This is a genomic window from Microbispora sp. H10830 (assembly GCF_014161375.1).
Taxonomy (GTDB): Bacteria; Actinomycetota; Actinomycetes; order Streptosporangiales; family Streptosporangiaceae; genus Microbispora; species Microbispora catharanthi.
The window spans coordinates 241954-259725 of the sequence record NZ_JABBWX010000002.1 but is presented as its reverse complement, the minus strand read 5'-3'; the positions used below and the strand labels follow the sequence as shown (position 1 = coordinate 259725).

Genomic DNA, 17772 nt, shown 5'->3' with positions numbered 1-17772 from the left:
AAAGCCGTAGAGAGGTCGATGGGCGCGCCGCTCACAGCGGCTGCGCGCGGAGGAACCTCCCGAAATGCGGAACGGTGAACCCGATCACGCCGCGCTCGGCGCTGTAGATCAGGCCCTTCTTGATCAGGCTGTCGCGGGCCGGGGACAGGCTCGACGGCTTGCGGCCCAGCGCCTCGGCCACCTCGGCGGTCGGCACCGGGTCGTCGCCGAGCTGGGCCATGGCGTGCATGTAGTCCCGCTCGGCGGGGGTGGCCCGCTCGTATCGGCTGCCGAAGAAGCCCACCGCGAGCTCCTCCTCGGCCTCCGGGGCGGACACCTTGATGTCCTCGGCCGTGATCGGGCTGCGCGGGGCGAGATCCCAGGCGACCTTGCCGTACGCCTGGACGAAGTAGGGGTAGCCGTCGGCCGCCTCGTACAACGCGTCGAGCGCGTCGGCTGTGAACTCGACGTCCTCACGAGCGGCCGGGGCGATGAGCGCCAGATCGGCGGCGTCCCGGTCGAGCCGGTCGATGCGCGCGTACCGGAACAGCCGCTCGGAGTAGCTCTTGCTCGCCGACAGCACGCTCGGCAGGTGGGGCAGGCCGGCGCCGACGACGATCAGCGGGCCGCCGTTCTGCGACAGCTCGTGGCAGGCCGCGCACAGGGCCGAGACGTCCGGCGCCTGCACGTCCTGCATCTCGTCGATGAACAGCGCGATGCCGACGCCGAGGTCCGTCGCCACGCCCGCGGCGTCGACGAACAGCTCGGTGAGGTCGATCTCCAGGTCGCCGGAGTCGGCCCGGCCGCGCGCGGCGGGCACGTCGATGCCGGGCGACCAGTGCGAGGTGCCCTTCGCCGCGGCGGGATCGCGCATCGCGAACGCCTTGAGCACGCCGAGGAACTCCTCGATGCGCTCGGGGGCGCGGTGCCGGGGGGCGAGCTCCCTGATGGCCATGTGCAGCGCGGCGGCCACCGGGCGGCGGATCGACTGGTCGGGCCTGGCCTCGATCTTGCCGGTGCCCCACAGCCGCTGCATGGCCATGGACTTGAACGTGTTGAGCAGGACGGTCTTGCCCACGCCACGCAGGCCGGTGAGGACCATGCTCCGCTCCGGGCGGCCCCGGGCCACCCGCTCCAGCACGATCTCGAACTGCTGCAGTTCGCGGTCGCGTCCGGCGAGTTCCGGGGGGCGCTGGCCGGCGCCGGGGGCGTAGGGATTGCGCACGGGGTCCACGCTCTCGGACTTTATGACGGGATATAGCGGCCGTCGTAGATTTCCGTAGAGAGCGCTACGGCGTGTCGCCCGGCGCGGCCGCGGCACGCACCGCCCGGCGGTGGGCGGAGCCTGAACCGGGACGACCGGGACGACAGCGGGCGGAGCCGGGGAGGGCACGACCGGATCGAAGGCCATGGGAACGGCGAGGGCCGAGACGGGGGCGGTGGACACCGTGGGCACAGCCATCACACACCCCTTACCTGCCAGGACTCGACCGAACCCGTGTTCGATCCGATGGCCATGACTGTAGCGCGTCATCGAACACCTGCGCGAGCTTTCCGCGAAAGCACCGTCAAACGCCGTCGTTCACCGGCTCCCCCAGACCGCGTACCGACCCCGCGGGGCTAAGACTCGAGGGCGGCGAAGTCCTCCGGCGTCAGCCGGATCCGTCCCGCCTCCATGTTCTCCTCCAGGTGGTCGAGGGACCCCGTACCGGGGATCGCGAGCACCGCGGGCGAGGTCGCCAGCAGCCACGCGAGCGCGATCTGTGCGGCGGTGGCCCCGTGGCGCCGCATCACCTCCGTCAGGCGCGTCTGGTCGATGGGCCGCCACCCGCCGCCGAGCGGGAAGAAGGGCACGAACGCGATGCCGTCCTTCTCGCACCTGGCCAGGAGCTCGGTGTCGCCCCGGTCCTGCACGTGGAAACTGTTCTGCACGGCGGCCACCGGGGCGATCGCCAGCGCCTCGTCCAACTGGGCGGCGTCGACGTTGCTGACGCCCAGATGCCGGATCAGCCCCTCCTCGCGAAGCTCGGCGAGGACCGCGAACCTGTCGGAGATCGATGCGCCGCCCGGGGGGTGCATGCCGCCGACCCGCAGGTAGACGAGGTCGAGCCGCTCCACGCCGAGGGTGCGCAGGTTGTCCTCCACCAGCCCGCGCAGCTCGGCCGGGCCGGCCTCGCCGCTCGGCACGCCGGTCTCGTCGAGCAGGGGCCCGACCTTGGTCGCGATCACCAGGTCGTCCCCGTACGGTGCGAGCGCCCGGCGGATCAGGTCGTTGGCCGCCACGCCCCCTCTCCGGTAGAACCAGGCCGTGTCGATGTGGTCCACGCCGAGCTCGACGGCGCGGCGCAGCACGGCGACACCCGTCTCCGGATCGCGGACGGCGCCCAGGAAGGTGCCGGTCGGCAGCCGCATGGCCCCGAAGCCCAGCCGGTGAACGGGAAGGTCGCCGCCGAGGAGGAATGTGCCGCCGAGCGCGGCGTTCGTGTTCGTCGTCATACCCGTCAGCCTCGTGCGGCCGAGGACGGCGGCCAACGCGGTGGCAGCAAGCTGCCACGTCCGGCGGGGTCATAATGAGTGGGTGACAGCCGATAAGGTCATCATGGTCCGCGGCGATGCGGAGCTCGTGGCCCGCGCCGGTCATCTGTTCACCGGTGCCCGGCACGAGTTCGTGTGCGCGGCCCGCGACCTCGACACGTGGTCGCAGCCCGAGGCACGGCGGTCCATAGCCCGGCGGATGCCCGGCCCAGGCGCCTCCGGCTTGGCCGTCAAGAAGCTGTTCACCCCGGTCGCCCTCGCCGACGAGGCCGCACGGGCGCACCTGCGCGAGGTCATGACCGCCGGCGTCGAGGTGCGCATCAGCTCCACACCGCTGCCGCACGAGACGATCGTCATCGACCGTCGCGTGATGATCCTCGCGGGACGCGACGCGCCCGGCCCCCGCGAGTACACCGTGACCACCTCACCCACCCTGGTGAACGGCGTGTACTCCCTGTTCGCGGCCGCCTGGGACGCCGCCACCGAGCTGACCGCCTACCTGCGCGGCGACGCGCCGAACCTCGACGACGACAGCCGGGCCGTCCTGCGCGCGCTCGGTGCGGGTTACACCGATGAGACCGCGGCGCGGCATCTCGGCCTGTCGTTGCGTACCTACCGCAGGCGTGTCGCGGAGCTCATGGACGCGCTGGAGGCCGGCTCACGTTTCCAGGCCGGGGTGCGCGCGGGCGAACTCGGGCTCACGGGATAGCGGCGACCCCGGCCCTCGACCCCGCCGACAGTGCGACGATCAGTGTCAGGGGGCCGATGTGGAGAGGGGCACCGATGGCTTATCCGGAGCGGCGGCGCCTGGCACGTGTCGCCGCCTATGCCAAGGTGTCCACCGCGCTCGCCCTGATGAGCGACCACCGGCTCGCCGCGCTCTTGCTGGAGGCCACCCCGCTGGGCACCGGCATCGGCGGAGCGTCGGCCGTCCTGGACGTCGAGGGCGCACGGATCTTCGTCAAGCGGATCCCTCTGACCGACCTCGAACTTCACCCCGGCAACCGCATGTCCACCCGGAACGTGTTCGGGCTGCCGGGCTTCTACCAGTACGGCGTGGGGTCGGCGGGGTTCGGGGCCTGGCGTGAACTGGCCGTCCATCAGATGGCGACCAACTGGGTCCTGGCCGGCGAGTTCGCCGGCTTCCCGTTGGCGTACCACTGGCGGGTGCTGCCCGCCCCTGCCCCTCCCACCGGACTGTTCTCGGAGTTCGGCGGCCTGGAGGGCGCCGTGGCGCACTGGGACGGCGTACCAGCCGTCCGAAGGCGTTTGGAGGCGCTTGAACGCTCCACCATGAGCATCGCCGTCTTCCTGGAGCACATCCCGCACACCTTGGGCTCCTGGCTCGCCGGCAAGGAGGTCTCGGCGTTCCCCCGCGTGGAGAGGGAACTGGCCGAGGGTGCCGCCTTCATGAGAAGCCGGCACCTGATCCACTTCGACGCGCACTTCCGCAACGTCCTCACGGACGGAGACCACCTGTACTTCTCCGACTTCGGTCTCGCGCTCAGCTCCCGTTTCGAGCTCTCCGCCTCGGAGTCGGACTTCCACCGCACGCATCGGGACTACGACCACGACTACGTCATGGCCCACCTGGTGAACCAGCACCTCGCCGAGCGGGTTCGCGGTGGCGAGGACCGGCGGCGCTTCGTCCGGGGCTGGGCCGACGGCGACAGGCGTTCCGGCGTCGCCGCCTCCGCCGCCGTGATCCTCGACAGGCATGCGGGAACGGCGGCGGTGATGGACGATTTCCATCGACGCCTCTGTGAGAGCAAACAGGCGCGCTATCCGGCGGACGAGTTCGGCCACATTCGGTGCGGGCCCGGTCCCGACGCCTGACGAAGCTCTTGCTCCGCATCCTGATGTAGCGCCCGTGGTCGGGACGCCTAACGCAGCGTGTGCGGGAGCACGAGGGCCGCGGCGGCGACCAGAGTGATCAGCCCCAGGTAGGCGAGGACGAGCCGGGTGTCCCTGAGATAGCACTTGCTCCTGGTGAGCCCCGCGCGGCGGGCCCGCCAGTATCCGGCGAACCCGAGGACCGCGAACCCGAGCACGGCCCACGCCCCGAACAGCCAGGCGAGCAGCGCCACCGTCGCGTAGACGCACAGCTTCAGCGGATCGTACGGCTTGGCCTGCCCGCCGTCGGACGCCTGGGCCGCGAGGGCCTGCTCGTACGCGACGCCGGTCGGGCCTGTCTCCCCGTCGCCGGGCTCCCCGTGCGGGAGGCTCACGTGATCTCCAGCAGCGGGAGCCGTACACCGGCGTCGGCCGCGGCGACGGCGGACAGCCGCTGACGCGCGAGCGCGGGCCATGCCTGCACCGCGCAGAACGGCGCGCACTGGTCCTGGTCGGAGCGGGTGCCGACGTGGACGCAGCACTGCACCAGGCGCTCCTCCAGCATCGTGGACATGTCCATGAAGGGCTTGATCGTGATGCGTACGACCCTCTCGCCCAGCAGCCGCCGCAGCCGCCGCCTGCGCCCGGGCAGGGCCGAGGACGCGAGCGTCAGCAGGGTCGTCAGCCCGAGGTCGCAGTTCTCGCAGATGTCCCGCCAGACCTTGCCGATCTCGGGGTGGGACAGCGACGACTGCTCCGACAGCAGGCCGAGCAGCGACTCCTGCACGGCCATGCGGAGCTGGTGGGGGATCTCGGAGTCGGCGATGCGGTTGGAGACGAGCCCGAGGTTCTCCTTGAGGCGGTCGTGCCCGATCAACGCGGTCAGCGAGCGCCACTGGCCGGAGTCGTCCTTGATCATGTAGCCGACCGAGCAGCAGTGCGGATGCGAGCACGGCAGGGCGGTCAGGTCGCGCCAGGTGACCAGGCCGTCCGTCTGGGGGCCGAGGCGCTTGAGCACCCCGGTGTGGGTGAGCCGGTCCATCGGGTCGATCGCATCCGAGCGCCCCGAGCCGAACTGCGGCTGGATCGAGACCCCTCCGACGTACGGCGTGTCGAGGGCCAGGCGCACCACGTCGCCGATCTCGGCGTCGTTCACTCCGAGGGCGGCCGTCATGACCAGCGTCGTGAAGATCTCCCGCTCCGAGAGCCGCCGCAGCGCCTCCGCCTTGAGCCGCCGCAGGTCGCCACCCCGGTGGTGCCGGGACGCCTCGGCCGACAGGCCGTCGTACTGCAGGTAGACCTCGACGCGCTCGCGGTGCTCGGTGAGCAGGTCGAGCAGGGCGTCGTCCCGGGCCACCAGGAGACCGTTCGTGTTGATCAGGATGCGGGTGACGGGCCGGGCCGTCAGCTCGGCGAGCAACTCGGGCAGATCGGGGTGGAGGGTCGGCTCGCCGCCGCTGAGCATGAGCACGTCGAGACGGCCGTTCTCGCGGGCCAGGCGCTGGTCCACGTTGGCGAGCACCTCCCGGACCGGCACAATTCCCCGCAGATCGGGCGAGGAGTCGGTGAAGCAGGTCGGGCAGCGCAGGTTGCACGCCTCCGCCACGTCCTCAAGGAGGATGCACGTGTGCTGGGTCTGCATCTCCGGCAGCCCCCGCAGGTACGCCTCCGGGACCGGATCGAAGTTCCCCGCGACGTCGGGCAGATGCGCCTTGGTGGGGGCGGTCCACTCCTCCAGGTAGGCGAGGATCTCCGGGTCCTCGTCGTAGAGGGTCCTGACCATGCCGTGGGTGCGGCAGCCGCGCTCCAGGTAGACCCGGCCGTCGCGGGCCGCGAGCCAGCCGGACAGGCGCGGCACCTCCGCCAGCGGACGGTCCGGCCGCTCGTCGTGACAGCGGGGGCAGAACGCGTTGACGTAGCGGAGGATGCGATCTCCACGCAGGGGCATTCCCGTGGTCACAGGGCACCGTCCGTGTAGAGCGAGGGGTTGACGCCGGTGCAGAAGCCGGCGGTGAAAATCGTCATGAGCGCCCAGCCGATCATCAGACCCATCCCCAGCCCCCGCGACCAGGGCTTGCGGAGAAGGAGCAGCAGCGTTCCGCCGCCGAACGCGATCACGGCCAGGATCACGGATCCCCCGATGAGCGCGACGTTCTTGTGATCGCTCGCGACTCCGTCCGCCGCCGCGAGGGTCGCGAGGAAGAGCACGAAGTTGACGACCACGTAGGCCACGATCCCCACGATCGTCATCGCGATGACCACGCCGGTCGTGTTCGGTGGCGGGGGCGGCGGCCACGCGCGCGGGCCGCCCGGGCCGTACGGCCCGCCGGGACCGGGCCCATACGGCCCTCCCGGGCTCTGAAGGGGTGGCCCACCCGGGCCCTGAGAGGGCGGGCCGACCGGACCTTGAGACGGCGGCGGGCCGGCCGGGCCGTACGGCGGGCCGGGAGGCGGCGGCACGGGCGGATGGCCGGGAGGATCGCCCGGCTGCGGGTCGTTCGGCCGCTCGGGCGGCTCGGGGGGTGTGCTCATCTCTCCTCCTCGCCGGCAGGCGACAGCCGGGCGGCCGGTAACAGCGGTCGCCGCTCGCCCCGCCGGGGGAGCAGCCGATCGTAGAAACCCTTGCGATATCCGAGCCCGAGGCGGACGGCGAGGAGCGTGAGCCCCGGGACGAGGAACCACTGCGGGCGGGTCAGGTCGAGCCAGACCGTCTCGTTCGCCCTGGTGAACTCGACGAGGAACCGGAAGACGGCGTACGCGCCCAGATACAGGGTGAACAGCTCGCCCGGCCTGTCGACCCGGCTCCGCGCCCACAGCAACGCGCCGAAGGCGGCGAGCTGGAAGACGGTCTCGTACAGGTACGACGGGTGCATGGCCTGCCCGGACACGCAGCCGGGGCACTCCGGAACGGTGGCGGGCGCGTGGACGCCCCAGGGAAGGCTCGTGGGACGGCCGGGGGCCTCGGTGAGGAAGCAGCCGATGCGGCCGACGGCCATGCCGAGCGCGACGGCGGGCGCGAACAGGTCGCCGGTCCGCTCCCGGTAGCCGATCAGCCGTTTCGCCACCAGCACCCCGACGTACGCGCCGGTCAGGCCACCGAGGATGCTCCGGGCGCCGAACATCCACGCCTCGAGAAGGCCGGGGTTGAGCGCGGGGTCGAGATGCTCGGCCCAGCCGGACAGCCGCATGCCTATCGCCCCGCCCACCAGCGCGCCGGTGACGGCGACGAGCGACTCCTCCCGCAATGCCCCCCGGCGCCGTGCCTCAAGGACGAACACCACGCTCGCGAGGACCACGCCGAGACCCACGAAGAACGCGTGGGTCGGCACGGTCACCCCGCCGAAACGCAGTTGCTCAAGCACGACGCCACCCTAGCGGCGGACCGCGACGATTCCGATCGTCAATTTGTACGGCTTGCGCCCCTTTCCTACGGCGGTTCCAGCCAACCATCCGGGGCTTTGTCCACAGGAGTCCCGCTGTCCACAGGAGCGTGCGCGACCGCCTGCGCACGCCTCGGCCGCGGGTAATCTGCGCCTATGACCACCTTGTGGAACCGCAGGTCAACGGTAGTGATGGCGGCGCTCGTCGGGGTGACCGGCTGCGCCGGGGTCGGCGACGCCGGCGCGTCCGCCACCGCCCGGACCCGGGTGTCCGTGCCCGCAGCGGCGTCACCGGCACCGGGCTCGTCCACGCCTGCCGCTCCCCCCACCGGGCCGGCCTCCTCCGCGTCCGCCACCCCGTCGTCCGTCACGCCCTCGTCCGCGCCGGTCTCGCCCGCGCCCGGGAACGGGCCCACGCCGAGCCCGAGCGGGCCGCCTCCCTTCTCCGCGAAGATCGACAAGGTGTCCCGTGACGACGTCCGGCACTCCTGGCGTCCGGGCTGCCCGGTTCCGCTGAGCGGGCTGCGTAAGATCACCATGACCTACTGGGGCTTCGACGACCAGGCGCACACCGGCACACTCGTGGTCAACAAGAAGGTGGCCGAGGACGTGGCCTCCGTCTTCGGGAAGCTCTACGACATGCGCTACCCCATCCGCCGGATGGAGCCCGTCGACGTCTACAAGGGCAGCGACTCCGACTCCATCGACGCCGACAACACCTCGGCCTTCAACTGCCGCAACGCCACCGGCTCGGGCAGCTGGTCCAACCACGCGTACGGCCTGGCGGTGGACCTCAACCCGCGGGAGAACCCGTACGTCTACGCGAACGGCTCCAACGCCCACCGCAACGCGGACGCGTTCGTGGACCGGCCGCTCAAGAAGCCCGGCGTGATCAACAGCGGAGACCGCGTGGTGCGGGCCTTCGAGCAGATCGGCTGGGGCTGGGGCGGCTCCTGGTCGGGCGCCAAGGACTACCAGCACTTCTCCGTCAACGGCCGCTGAGACCGGAGCCGATATCACGGACAGGCCTTTGACCTGCGATTCGGCCGCTTATCGTCTCTCGACGTTTCCGGGCGTCTCGCACCTTCGTGTGCCTCCGTTGTGCCCTCGCCAGTAGAAGTTCCGTCCCCGCCGCGCGGAGTTGGGCCGCCCCCTTTGGAGGCAGGTCAGGTCGGCAGGGTGGCTCAAGCGCTCACGCGGGCGACGGGGTCGGTGGCCAGACGACGAAGGGTCGTCGCCGTCCGAGTCGCCTGCTCGGCGAAGGCTTCAGGCCGCCTACCGGACTCGATCGCGTCGGCGAGAACCAGAAGATCGCCTGGTGGCATCAGCGGGGTGCCTACATCCCGGAGGAAGAGTCGGCCGCGGCCGGAGGCGGGATCGTAGATCCGCACGTATGGGATTCGCCGGATGGTTGTGGCATCCATGTCCACCTCGGCTGACGACAGCTCGAACCGCTTAGCCTTCAGCGCCCCCTGCATAACGAGCACCGTGCCGCAGAGCTCCACGCGGTAGCGCAGCACACGTACGCTCAGGTACGCCATTACGATCACGGAGATCAAGTCGAGCATCACGATGCCCACAAGAAGGATCAGCACGAACGAGCCGTCACACCCCAGATAGTCCGGAATCTCCCCCTGCCCGCTCGTCGAAGCATCCGGTAGGTAGTCGCAAATCAGCGGTCCATGCAGAGATTCCTGAAATGACGATGACCGCATGATCGCGTATACGGCCTGTTGGAGGTAAGTCCATGGCCAGCCCTGTTGTGGAGATCCACGTCCCGCTGCATGAGAGTGAGACACTCCCGGAGACCGCTTATGCGTTCCCCTGGATCGACGAGATCGACGAGTTTCTATTCGAGATAGAGGAGCAAGGGCAGGCGAAGGTCTTCGACGATGGCGAGGAGTTCGGGGACGTGTATGTCTTCTTCATCACCGGTGCGGATGAAAACACGCTCCTGAGGGTCGCTTCTCGTGCCGTGACCCTGGGTGGGGTGCCCCACGGTGCCTTCGCCATGGTCACTGACGATGAGGCCGGGGAGTTCGGCTTGGGGCGTCGGGTAGACCTACCTCTACCCTGAGGCATCCGGCATGGGCGGCGCTCGATCGCCCGATACAGCCTGTTATCGTCACCGACCTCAGATGGGCTGAAGGTGGACGAGTTGGCCCGTGGGCCGGGTTCGAATTCCACATGCTCGCTACGTGCACGGATTCGCACTACATCATAAGCGACCTGCAAAAACACTTTCGTTTGTTGTCATCGCTTGCCGGTAGCCGAGGCTGCTGTGGAGACGGCGGAGGTTGTACCAGCTTTCGATGAACTCGAAGATCGCGCTTCGAGCGCCGGCCCGGCCGGGCCGCCGACGTTCAGCCAGGGCCCCCGCCCACCGTGTGCGGCACGGTGGGCGGGTCGCCCCGGCGGTGACCCTGGGAGAGGTCAGTCCGCCGGGGAGGAATGCCGGGTGACGAGACGACCGGTTACGGCGTGACCGGCTTGCCGCCGAAGGTCACGACCAGGTGGCCGTCCGAGGCGTAGGACCAGCCCAAGGCGCCGGTGTAGGAGGAGCACCGGGACCCGTTGGAGCCCGACCAGAACTGGTTGGAGCTGTCGGCGTTACCGACGATCTTGTCGTTGCTCCCGCTGCCGCTGCGGCAGGAGGTGTTGTTGCGGAACACCGAGGTGCCGGCGTCGAAGGAGAAGTTGCGCTCGGCGTTGTCGATGCCGACGTTGTTCGATATCGACATCGTGCCGGGGTTGCTGTTGTAGGTGAACCCGTGGTGGCCGTTGTGGTAGGCGATGCTACGCCGGACGACGTGGTTGACGGCGATACTGTCGCCGCCGAGCTTGTAGCCGTTGCGGTCGCCGGCGCCGGCCTGGCTGCCGTCGGTGAGGGTGCCGTTGTTGTAGGACAGGGAGTCCTCGATGGTGACCGGCCCGATGGCTCCCGTGTCCGTCTTGGTGTAGAGGTCCCAGCCGTCGTCGATGTTGTTGTGGGACACGTCGTAGCGGAAGACATTGCCTGTGCCGGTGGTGAGCTTGGCGGCGAAGCCGTCGGCGTCCTCACCGTCGGAGTCGGCGTTGTCGTGCGACTCCGCGCTGAGGATGAGGTTGTTGGACGGCCACTGGTCGCGGGGGGTGTCGGAGGCGATCCGCCCGAGCTGCAGCCCGGTATCGCGGTTGAACCGGGTTACCGTGCGTTCGATGATGTTGTTGCTGCCGCCGACGTAGATTCCGTTGTCGCCGGCACGCTCGACGACGACGCCGTACACATGCCAGTACGAGCCGTTCACGGTGAGCCCGCGGTTCGACGAGGACTCGCTCTGGGCCGAGAAGTTCAGCACCGGAGTCTCACCGGGGTAGGCGGACAGCGTCTTGCGGGCGCTTGAGGTGCCGTTGTTGCCCGGCGCGATGGTGACCGTCTGCGCGAAGTTGTACCGCCCGCCGCGCAGGTAGATCGTCCCGCCGGGGGCGACGCGGCTGATCGCCGAAGTGAGGGTCGTCGGGTCCGACTGCGTCCCCGACGCGCCGTCTCTGCCGCTCGGCGAGACGTACAACGCGCCACTCGACGGCGTGGTCGAAGGCGAGGGTGAGGGTGAGGGCGAGCGCGTGGGGGTGACCGAGGCCGAGGGTGAGGGTGAAGGCGAGGCGGAGGATGAGCGCGTGGGGGTGGTGAGCGGGCTGGGGGAGGCGGTGGTGGTGGAGCCGGTGCAGGTGACGCCGTTGAGGGTGAACGCGGTGGCCTTGGGGTTGGAGCCCGACCAGGTGCCGTTGAAGCCGATGGACACCGACGCGCCGCTGGGGATGGCGGCGTTGTAGTCCACGTTCGTGGCCGTGACGTTCTGCCCGCTTTGGCTGAAGGTGGCCGACCATCCGGTGTCCACCTTCTGGCCGCTGTCGGGGAAGGTGAACCCGAGGGTCCAGCCGTTGATCGCGCTGCCCAGGTTCTGGATCGTGATGGCGGCGGTGAAGCCACCCGGCCAGTCGTTGGTGGTGTAGGTCACGGCGCACCCGGTCGCGGCCTGCGCCGTTCCGGTGGTGGTCACGCCGGCCAGGGCGGCGGCTGCGGCGAGGACGCCGATCAGTCCGGCGCCTGTTCTGGTTCTGCTTTTCAAACCCGAGCTCCTTGCAGGTCGTGCAGGGCCCCTGACCGAGGATTGATTCCTGGCCCCACAAGGGTTTTCATGCACCTGAACAACGTTCATCTACAGGAACATCGCGCATCAAGTTACGAGCCCATCGATCACCGGTCAACGACACGCCACGGCGGCTTTCCGCGTACGACGGCTCTCACTTGCACAGGGACCACAGAAGACGACGGACGAGATGCGGGATCGAGTGAAACGTTCAGGCGAGCACTCGAAAACAGGGCGGCAGCCGCAGTCGGACCCGGCGTTCGTCGGGCCACCGCTGCCGAAGACCCCTCCCGGCCTGACACCGGCGCCGCCCCTCATACCCATGACGGCGGCGACCCCCTGCCGATACCGATGTACCGGCAGGGGGAGAGAGCCGAGCCGCGGAAGACGGCGATCGGCGACAGCCACCACCCGCACCGGCGACGGCGCGAGAAGGTGGAGAGAAAGGGGAGGACAACGCCCGCTCCTCCGGCCGCAGGAAGCGGGCGTCTCTCCAGATATGACATCTCCTGATTCTCCGCGACAAAGGGGGAATCACGAGTGAGGGCTCAAACGCTAACGGGCTCCGGACTCCGGGTTGGAAAGGATCGCTTACCGGTTAATAACGATCGGCCTACGACCCCATCACGCACTGGCGATCAACCAGGTCTCACAGGTCAACTGCTGTGAAGACGGCATGACGGGAGAGACATGTCCGGTTGGCAGCACTCCGCTCCCCTTCCCCCCGCATGGCCGCCGGACCGGTTCGAGGTCCGCTCGACCCGGCCCGTCCCGGACGGCGCCGCGGCCGATCGCTACCACTTTCCGCAGGCCGCCCACGAAGCCGCCACTCGCCTTCGGGACGTACGCTTCGCGACACAGATCCAGGTCGTCCGCATCGAGGACGGAGCGACCCTCTTCGACCTGGTCGCCGGGGTGGAGGTCCCCCTCGAACACTGGTGACCATCAGAGCGCGCCGGCGGGCTGCGGCAAGATGGATGCATGACGGCGAAGGACGGCGACGGCTGGGCCCTGTGCGCGCTGGGGCACCAGCACTGGGGACTGTACGGCGCCGCCGGTCTGCTCACCGTGCACCACACGCTCGACGGCATGCCGTACGTGCTGATGCAGAAGCGTGCCTGGTGGAGTCATCACGGCGGGACGTGGGGGCTGCCGGGCGGCGCGCGTGACAGCCACGAGGACGCCATCACCGGCGCGCTGCGCGAGGCCCGGGAGGAGGCGGCGCTGGACGCCGATCTCGTCCGGGTGCGCGGGCTCTACGTCGACGACCACGGCGGCTGGTCGTTCCAGACGGTGATCGCGGAGGCCGAAGGGCTGCTCGACGCCGGGCCCGCCAACGGCGAGAGCGCGGACATGCGCTGGGTGGAGGCCGACGAGGTGGTGTCGAAGGAACTGCATCCCGGCTTCGCCGACTCGTGGCCGAGGATCCGGCCCGCGCTGAGCCCGGTGGTCGTCGTCCTCGACATGGCCAACATCATCGGCGCGCGGGCGGAGCACGGCTGGTGGAAGGACCGTGCGGGTGCCGCGAACCGCCTGCTCAACGAGCTGATCCCGCTCTGCGGGCAGGGCCTCGGCGAGATGCCGGAAGGGGTGCCCGCCCTGACCCGATGGTTCCCGCGCATGGTCGCGGTTCTCGAAGGTGCGGCGGCCGGCGCCGCCGACCCGGGGCCGGTGACCGGGGACCTGACGGTCATGGTGGCCGGAGGCAGCGGAGACGACGCGATCGTGGAGGCGGTGCGCGACGCGCGGCCCTGGGAGACCACCCTCGTCGTCACCGCCGACCGAGGGCTGCGCGAGCGGGTGACGGCCCTCGGCGCCCTGGTCGCCGGTCCTCGCTGGCTGCTCCAGCAGCTCTGAACCGAGACTTTTATACCGTTCGTCCTATTTGGGCAGGATGAAGCATGTGATCCTGCTCTTCCGCCGACTGGCCACCACCTGGTCCGTGCCCGTTCCGATCCTCGCCGTGGCAGTGCTCGCGCTGGCATGGGGGCGGGCCCTTCCTCCCGTCGTCGTGGTGGTCGCGGCGGTCTTCCTCGCGGCTTCCGTACTCGCGGCCGTGCACCACGCCGAGGTCATCGCCCATCGCGTGGGCGAGCCGTTCGGGTCACTCGTGCTCGCCGTGGCGGTCACGGTGATCGAGGTGGCGCTGATCATCAGCCTCACCGCGTCCGGAGGGCCGGCCGCGTCGTCACTCGCCCGCGACACGGTGTTCGCCGCCGTGATGATCACCTGCAACGGGATCGTCGGCCTGTCGCTGCTGGTCGCGGCGCTGCGGAGGCGGGTGGCGGTGTTCAACGCGGAGGGGACCGGAGGCGCGCTGGCCACCGTCGCCACGCTGTCGACGCTGAGTCTCGTCCTGCCGACGTTCACCACGAGCAGGCCGGGGCCCGCCTTCACCCCGGCCCAGCTCGCGTTCGCCGCGCTCGCCTCGATCGCGTTGTACGGCCTGTTCGTGCTCACCCAGACGTTGCGGCACCGCGACTACTTCCTGCCGGTGGAGCCCGGCGGCCAGGGCGCGGACACCGCCGAGCACGCCGAGCCGCCGACCACACGCGCCGCCGCGGCCAGCCTCGCGCTGCTGCTGAGCGCGCTGATCGCGGTGGTCGGCCTGGCGAAGATCGAGTCCCCCGCCATCGAGACGGCCGTACGCGCGGCGAGCCTCCCGCAGTCCGCGGTGGGCGTCGTGATCGCGCTGCTGGTGCTGCTGCCGGAGACCCTCGCCGCCGTACGCGCGGCCCGGCGGGCCCGGGTGCAGGTCAGCCTGAACCTCGCCTTCGGCTCGGCCATGGCCAGCATCGGGCTCACCATTCCGACGATCGCCGTGGCCTCGCTGTGGCTGAAGGGGCCGCTGCTGCTCGGGCTCGGCCCGACGCACATCGTGCTGCTCGGCCTGACGATCGTCGTGGCGACGCTGACCGTGGTGCCCGGACGGGCCACCCTCCTGCAGGCGGGCGTCCATCTCACGCTGTTCGCCGCCTTCCTGCTCCTGGCGGCGAGCCCATGAGCGAGGGCGATGCGGCACGCGGTCAGCCGCGGGTCCACTTCTGGTTGGCTCCGCCGGTGCAGTCCCACAGCTGGAGGGGCGCGCCGTTGGCGGGGTTCACGTCCACGATGTCCACACATCGGTTGGCGGCGGTGTTGACGAGGTCGCCGGCCGGAGTGAGCGTGAAGCGCTGGGCACCCGTGCCGTTGCACGTGTAGAGCTGGATCGGCGTGCCGTTGGCGGTGCCGGCCGCCGCCGCGTCCATGCACTTGCCCATCGCGCGGACCGTGCCGTCGCCGTTGATCGTCCACTGCTGAGCGGCGGTGCCGTTGCAGTCGTACATCTGCAGCCGGGCGCCGTCGACGGGGTTCGCGCCCGGGATGTCGATGCAGCGGCCGTTCAGGTTGGACTTCAGCGCGCTGCCGGTCCCGCCTCCCCCGTCGCTGGTCCAGGCGGAGACGCGGACCCAGTCGATCAGCATCGTCTGCGGGAACGACGTGGTGGAGTCGGGGTCGCCCGGCCAGTAGCCGCCGACCGCCACGTTCAGGATCAGGAAGAACGGGTGGTCGAAGACCCACTGGTTGCCGCGGATGTCGGCCGGCGTGACGCGGAAGTACTCCGAGCCGTCCAGATACCAGACGATGAGGTTGGGCGACCAGTCGACGCGGTAGGTGTGGAAGGCGTCGCCGAGCGGCGCGCCGATCGTCCGGTTGCCGCCGACGCCGCTACCGCCGGAGTAGCCGGGGCCGTGCACGGTGCCGTAGACGGTGTTGGGCGTCTTGCCGACGTTCTCCATGATGTCGATCTCGCCGGTGTTCGGCCAGTTGCCGCCGCCGAGCATCCAGAACGCCGGCCAGATGCCCTGGCCCTTGGGAATCTTGATGCTCGCCTCGAAGCGGCCGTACGCCTGGCTGAACTTGTCGGCGGTCAGGATGCGGCCGGAGGTGTACTGGCAGGTGCCGTAGTGGCACTGGTAGTTGGACGGGTTCTCCCGCCGTGCGGTGATGGCGAGGTGTCCCTGCCCGTCGTGGTAGACGTTGCGGGTCGAGTCGGTGTAGTACTCCAGCTCGTTGTTGCCCCAGCCGCCGCCGCCGACGTCGAACTTCCACTTGGAGCCGTCGACGGGCGTTCCCGCCGCGGCGTTGAACTCGTCCGACCAGGTGACGGGGCCGATGGCGGCTTCGGCCCGGTCGGCGCCCGTTCCGGCGACCAGGCCGCCGCCGAGGGTGACGACCATGGCCGCGGCCATGATGAGGAGCCGGGGTTTGCGCATGGAGATCTCCGGTTGGTGGGGGGATGCCAGCAGGATCTCCGGCCCGCGCCGTCGCGGTCCGCGGGGGCGCGCGCCGGCGTGTCCAGCGCTTCAGGCAAGCTTTAGAGCTTGAATTAAGATGCAACACCCTTACCGCACGGGCTGTCAATAGGTCTTGACTTCGACCTGTCAGCCGGGCCCGATGACCGGGCGGTGCGGGCGTACGCCGGCCTGCCGTACGGGAAGGCGGTAGGTCTCGCCGCGCATTAGGTAGTGGACCAGGTGCGACAGCCCCGAGCGCCGGACGTGCTGCTGGAAGTCCTTGAGTGGGGAGGCGAACGCCTCGTAGTCGTCGTAGTGGACGGGCAGGGCCGACTCCGGCTGCATCAGCCCGAGCCACTCCACCCCCTGGGCGCCGTCCATGGTCACCGTGACGCCGAGGATCCGCGTGCCGCCGAGGTGCACGATGCCGACGTCGATGTCGGGGAAGCGGCGCGGGATCTCCGACAGGCACTCGTCCATGATCGTGTCGCCGCTGATGTGCAGGCGCAGGTCCACCTCGCCGGCGTGGGCGAAGTCGAGCACGCTCCCCATCACCGGCGGCATCAGCGCGTTCGCCGGGCCCGGCGCGTGCCGGGCGGGCGTGGCGGTCACCGTCAGCGTGCCGTCCCCGTGGCGCTCGTGGTGGTACTCCCAGGGTTCCAGGCCGACGGCGTGGCCGAACCCCTGCCGCCGCAGCCGGGCCGCCGCGTGGCGGGTGGTGACGATCGGCACGTCCTTGTCGAGGCCCTTCCTGGCGATCCTGTCCCAGTGGTCGCCGTGCAGGTGCGACAGCACGACCAGATCCAGGGGCGGCAGCTCCGAGATCTCCATCGCCGGCTCGGTGCGGCGGCGGGTGCTCAGCCCCCAGCCGAGATGGGCCCGCTGCCCCTTGTGCAGGAAGTTCGGATCCGTCAGCACAGTGAACCCGTGAGAACGGATGATCATGGTGGCGTTTCCCACGAAGAACACGGTCGCGTCCGCTGGATCGGGCATGACGCCTCCCCTCTCCCAGGCTTTCAGGCTACGTAAACCACCACAAATAACCCGAAAGCGGGGTGCAGTTAGCTAGCCGGCGACGAGTGAGAACCCGAGCTGGGAATACAGCTCCAGCAGGTCGAAATAGTCCCGGTGGGCGACCACGAGGCCGTCCTTCGCGTGACACGCCCCGCAGCCGCGTACGGTGATCCGCCGGCCGCTCGCGCCCGCGACACCGCCGTCCGGCAGCGCGAAGGACCCGGTGTGCGTGCCCGTCATCGTCCACTCGCTGAAGCCGGGATCGGCGCACTCCACCCTGTTCCAGACCGTCATGGCCATGTCGGTGAAGCCCTTGAACATGCTCTCCCAGTATCGGACGATCTGCTCGCGCCCCTCGCACACACCCAGGGGTGTGGCCAGGACGGCGTGCCGGTCGTAGCACGTCGACAGCCGGTCCAGGTCATGAGCGTTCACCGCGTCCAGCACGCGGTCCGCGAGCTGTCGGCCGTCAGGCATGGCGGATCACTCCCCAGGGCGTACACCCACGGTAACGCCGCCATGGCAAAGGCCGTCCGCAGGAGACGCAACACCGCCGGATGCAACGTGTGAAGCGCCTGCGGCGTCCCTGGAGTCGTGGACGACACGCCATGGGACCCCGGTGAG

General features: G+C 69.9%; 18 protein-coding genes. 7 read left to right on the top strand and 11 right to left on the bottom strand.

Annotated features, from left to right (window positions below; all coding sequences use genetic code 11):
• Positions 1 to 31: 31 nt before the first annotated feature.
• Both HHX35_RS05960 and HHX35_RS05955 read right to left on the bottom strand, forming a co-directional pair.
• Complete coding sequence (locus HHX35_RS05960; RefSeq protein ID WP_041952796.1) at positions 32 to 1213, bottom strand: ATP-binding protein; 1182 nt, start codon at positions 1211 to 1213, stop codon at positions 32 to 34.
• Positions 1214 to 1599: 386 nt separating this feature from the next.
• Positions 1600 to 2475 (bottom strand): oxidoreductase, encoded by an 876-nt coding sequence (locus HHX35_RS05955; protein ID WP_182897902.1) that lies wholly within the window; start codon positions 2473 to 2475, stop codon positions 1600 to 1602.
• Between the two features lie 82 nt (positions 2476 to 2557).
• Here HHX35_RS05955 and HHX35_RS05950 point away from each other — a divergent pair, with 82 nt between their 5' ends.
• Complete coding sequence (locus HHX35_RS05950; RefSeq protein WP_156101922.1) at positions 2558 to 3223, top strand: response regulator transcription factor; 666 nt, start codon at positions 2558 to 2560, stop codon at positions 3221 to 3223.
• Positions 3224 to 3297: 74 nt separating this feature from the next.
• Positions 3298 to 4350 carry a protein kinase family protein gene (locus tag HHX35_RS05945; RefSeq protein WP_182897901.1) on the top strand — a complete coding sequence of 351 codons (1053 nt, stop codon included), beginning with the start codon at positions 3298 to 3300 and terminating at the stop codon, positions 4348 to 4350.
• A 47-nt stretch (positions 4351 to 4397) separates the two neighbouring features.
• Here the strand turns inward: HHX35_RS05945 and HHX35_RS05940 are convergent, their stop codons facing one another.
• From HHX35_RS05940 to HHX35_RS05925, 4 genes are read right to left on the bottom strand one after another with little or no spacing between them, the layout of a single operon-like run.
• Complete coding sequence (locus tag HHX35_RS05940) at positions 4398 to 4742, bottom strand: hypothetical protein (protein ID WP_231532196.1); 345 nt, start codon at positions 4740 to 4742, stop codon at positions 4398 to 4400.
• On the bottom strand, positions 4739 to 6307 hold the full coding sequence (locus HHX35_RS05935) for a radical SAM protein (protein WP_310738911.1): 1569 nt from the start codon (positions 6305 to 6307) through the stop codon (positions 4739 to 4741). Before HHX35_RS05935 ends, HHX35_RS05940 begins: the two co-directional genes overlap by 4 nt.
• A complete protein-coding gene (locus tag HHX35_RS05930) occupies positions 6304 to 6879 on the bottom strand; it encodes a hypothetical protein (RefSeq protein ID WP_156101924.1) in 576 nt (191 codons plus the stop codon). Before HHX35_RS05930 ends, HHX35_RS05935 begins: the two co-directional genes overlap by 4 nt.
• Positions 6876 to 7709, bottom strand: a complete 834-nt coding sequence (locus HHX35_RS05925) for a prolipoprotein diacylglyceryl transferase (protein WP_041952800.1) — start codon at positions 7707 to 7709, stop codon at positions 6876 to 6878. Before HHX35_RS05925 ends, HHX35_RS05930 begins: the two co-directional genes overlap by 4 nt.
• Before the next feature lie 174 nt (positions 7710 to 7883).
• On the opposite strand from HHX35_RS05925, the gene HHX35_RS05920 reads away from it, so the two are divergent.
• Entirely contained in the window at positions 7884 to 8729 is an 846-nt protein-coding gene (locus tag HHX35_RS05920) for a M15 family metallopeptidase (protein WP_259404818.1), read from the top strand.
• Positions 8730 to 8911: 182 nt separating this feature from the next.
• Here the strand turns inward: HHX35_RS05920 and HHX35_RS05915 are convergent, their stop codons facing one another.
• Positions 8912 to 9442 (bottom strand): hypothetical protein, encoded by a 531-nt coding sequence (locus HHX35_RS05915; protein ID WP_182897900.1) that lies wholly within the window; start codon positions 9440 to 9442, stop codon positions 8912 to 8914.
• Positions 9443 to 9474: 32 nt separating this feature from the next.
• Between HHX35_RS05915 and HHX35_RS05910 the strand changes: the two genes are divergently transcribed.
• Complete coding sequence (locus tag HHX35_RS05910) at positions 9475 to 9804, top strand: hypothetical protein (RefSeq protein WP_041952802.1); 330 nt, start codon at positions 9475 to 9477, stop codon at positions 9802 to 9804.
• Positions 9805 to 10201: 397 nt separating this feature from the next.
• Here the strand turns inward: HHX35_RS05910 and HHX35_RS05905 are convergent, their stop codons facing one another.
• Positions 10202 to 11836: a cellulose-binding domain-containing protein gene (locus tag HHX35_RS05905; RefSeq protein ID WP_259404817.1), complete on the bottom strand. Its 1635-nt coding sequence runs from the start codon at positions 11834 to 11836 to the stop codon at positions 10202 to 10204.
• A 711-nt stretch (positions 11837 to 12547) separates the two neighbouring features.
• Here HHX35_RS05905 and HHX35_RS05900 point away from each other — a divergent pair.
• From HHX35_RS05900 to HHX35_RS05890, 3 genes are read left to right on the top strand one after another with little or no spacing between them, the layout of a single operon-like run.
• Positions 12548 to 12799, top strand: a complete 252-nt coding sequence (locus HHX35_RS05900) for a hypothetical protein (RefSeq protein WP_182897898.1) — start codon at positions 12548 to 12550, stop codon at positions 12797 to 12799.
• Positions 12800 to 12838: 39 nt separating this feature from the next.
• Positions 12839 to 13714, top strand: coding sequence for an NUDIX domain-containing protein (locus HHX35_RS05895; RefSeq protein WP_041952805.1), 876 nt, complete (start codon positions 12839 to 12841; stop codon positions 13712 to 13714).
• 37 nt (positions 13715 to 13751) lie between these two features.
• On the top strand, positions 13752 to 14861 hold the full coding sequence (locus HHX35_RS05890; RefSeq protein WP_182897897.1) for a calcium:proton antiporter: 1110 nt from the start codon (positions 13752 to 13754) through the stop codon (positions 14859 to 14861).
• A gap of 22 nt (positions 14862 to 14883) precedes the next feature.
• Here HHX35_RS05890 and HHX35_RS05885 read toward each other — a convergent pair whose 3' ends face one another.
• From HHX35_RS05885 to HHX35_RS05875, 3 genes are all read right to left on the bottom strand, one after another.
• The gene (locus tag HHX35_RS05885) at positions 14884 to 16113 is read right to left on the bottom strand and encodes a glycoside hydrolase family 16 protein (RefSeq protein ID WP_041952807.1); all 1230 of its coding nucleotides are present in this window, start codon (positions 16111 to 16113) and stop codon (positions 14884 to 14886) included.
• A 168-nt stretch (positions 16114 to 16281) separates the two neighbouring features.
• Positions 16282 to 17127 (bottom strand): MBL fold metallo-hydrolase, encoded by an 846-nt coding sequence (locus HHX35_RS05880; RefSeq protein ID WP_041952808.1) that lies wholly within the window; start codon positions 17125 to 17127, stop codon positions 16282 to 16284.
• A gap of 72 nt (positions 17128 to 17199) precedes the next feature.
• On the bottom strand, positions 17200 to 17625 hold the full coding sequence (locus tag HHX35_RS05875) for an ester cyclase (RefSeq protein WP_041952809.1): 426 nt from the start codon (positions 17623 to 17625) through the stop codon (positions 17200 to 17202).
• Positions 17626 to 17772 lie beyond the last annotated feature (147 nt).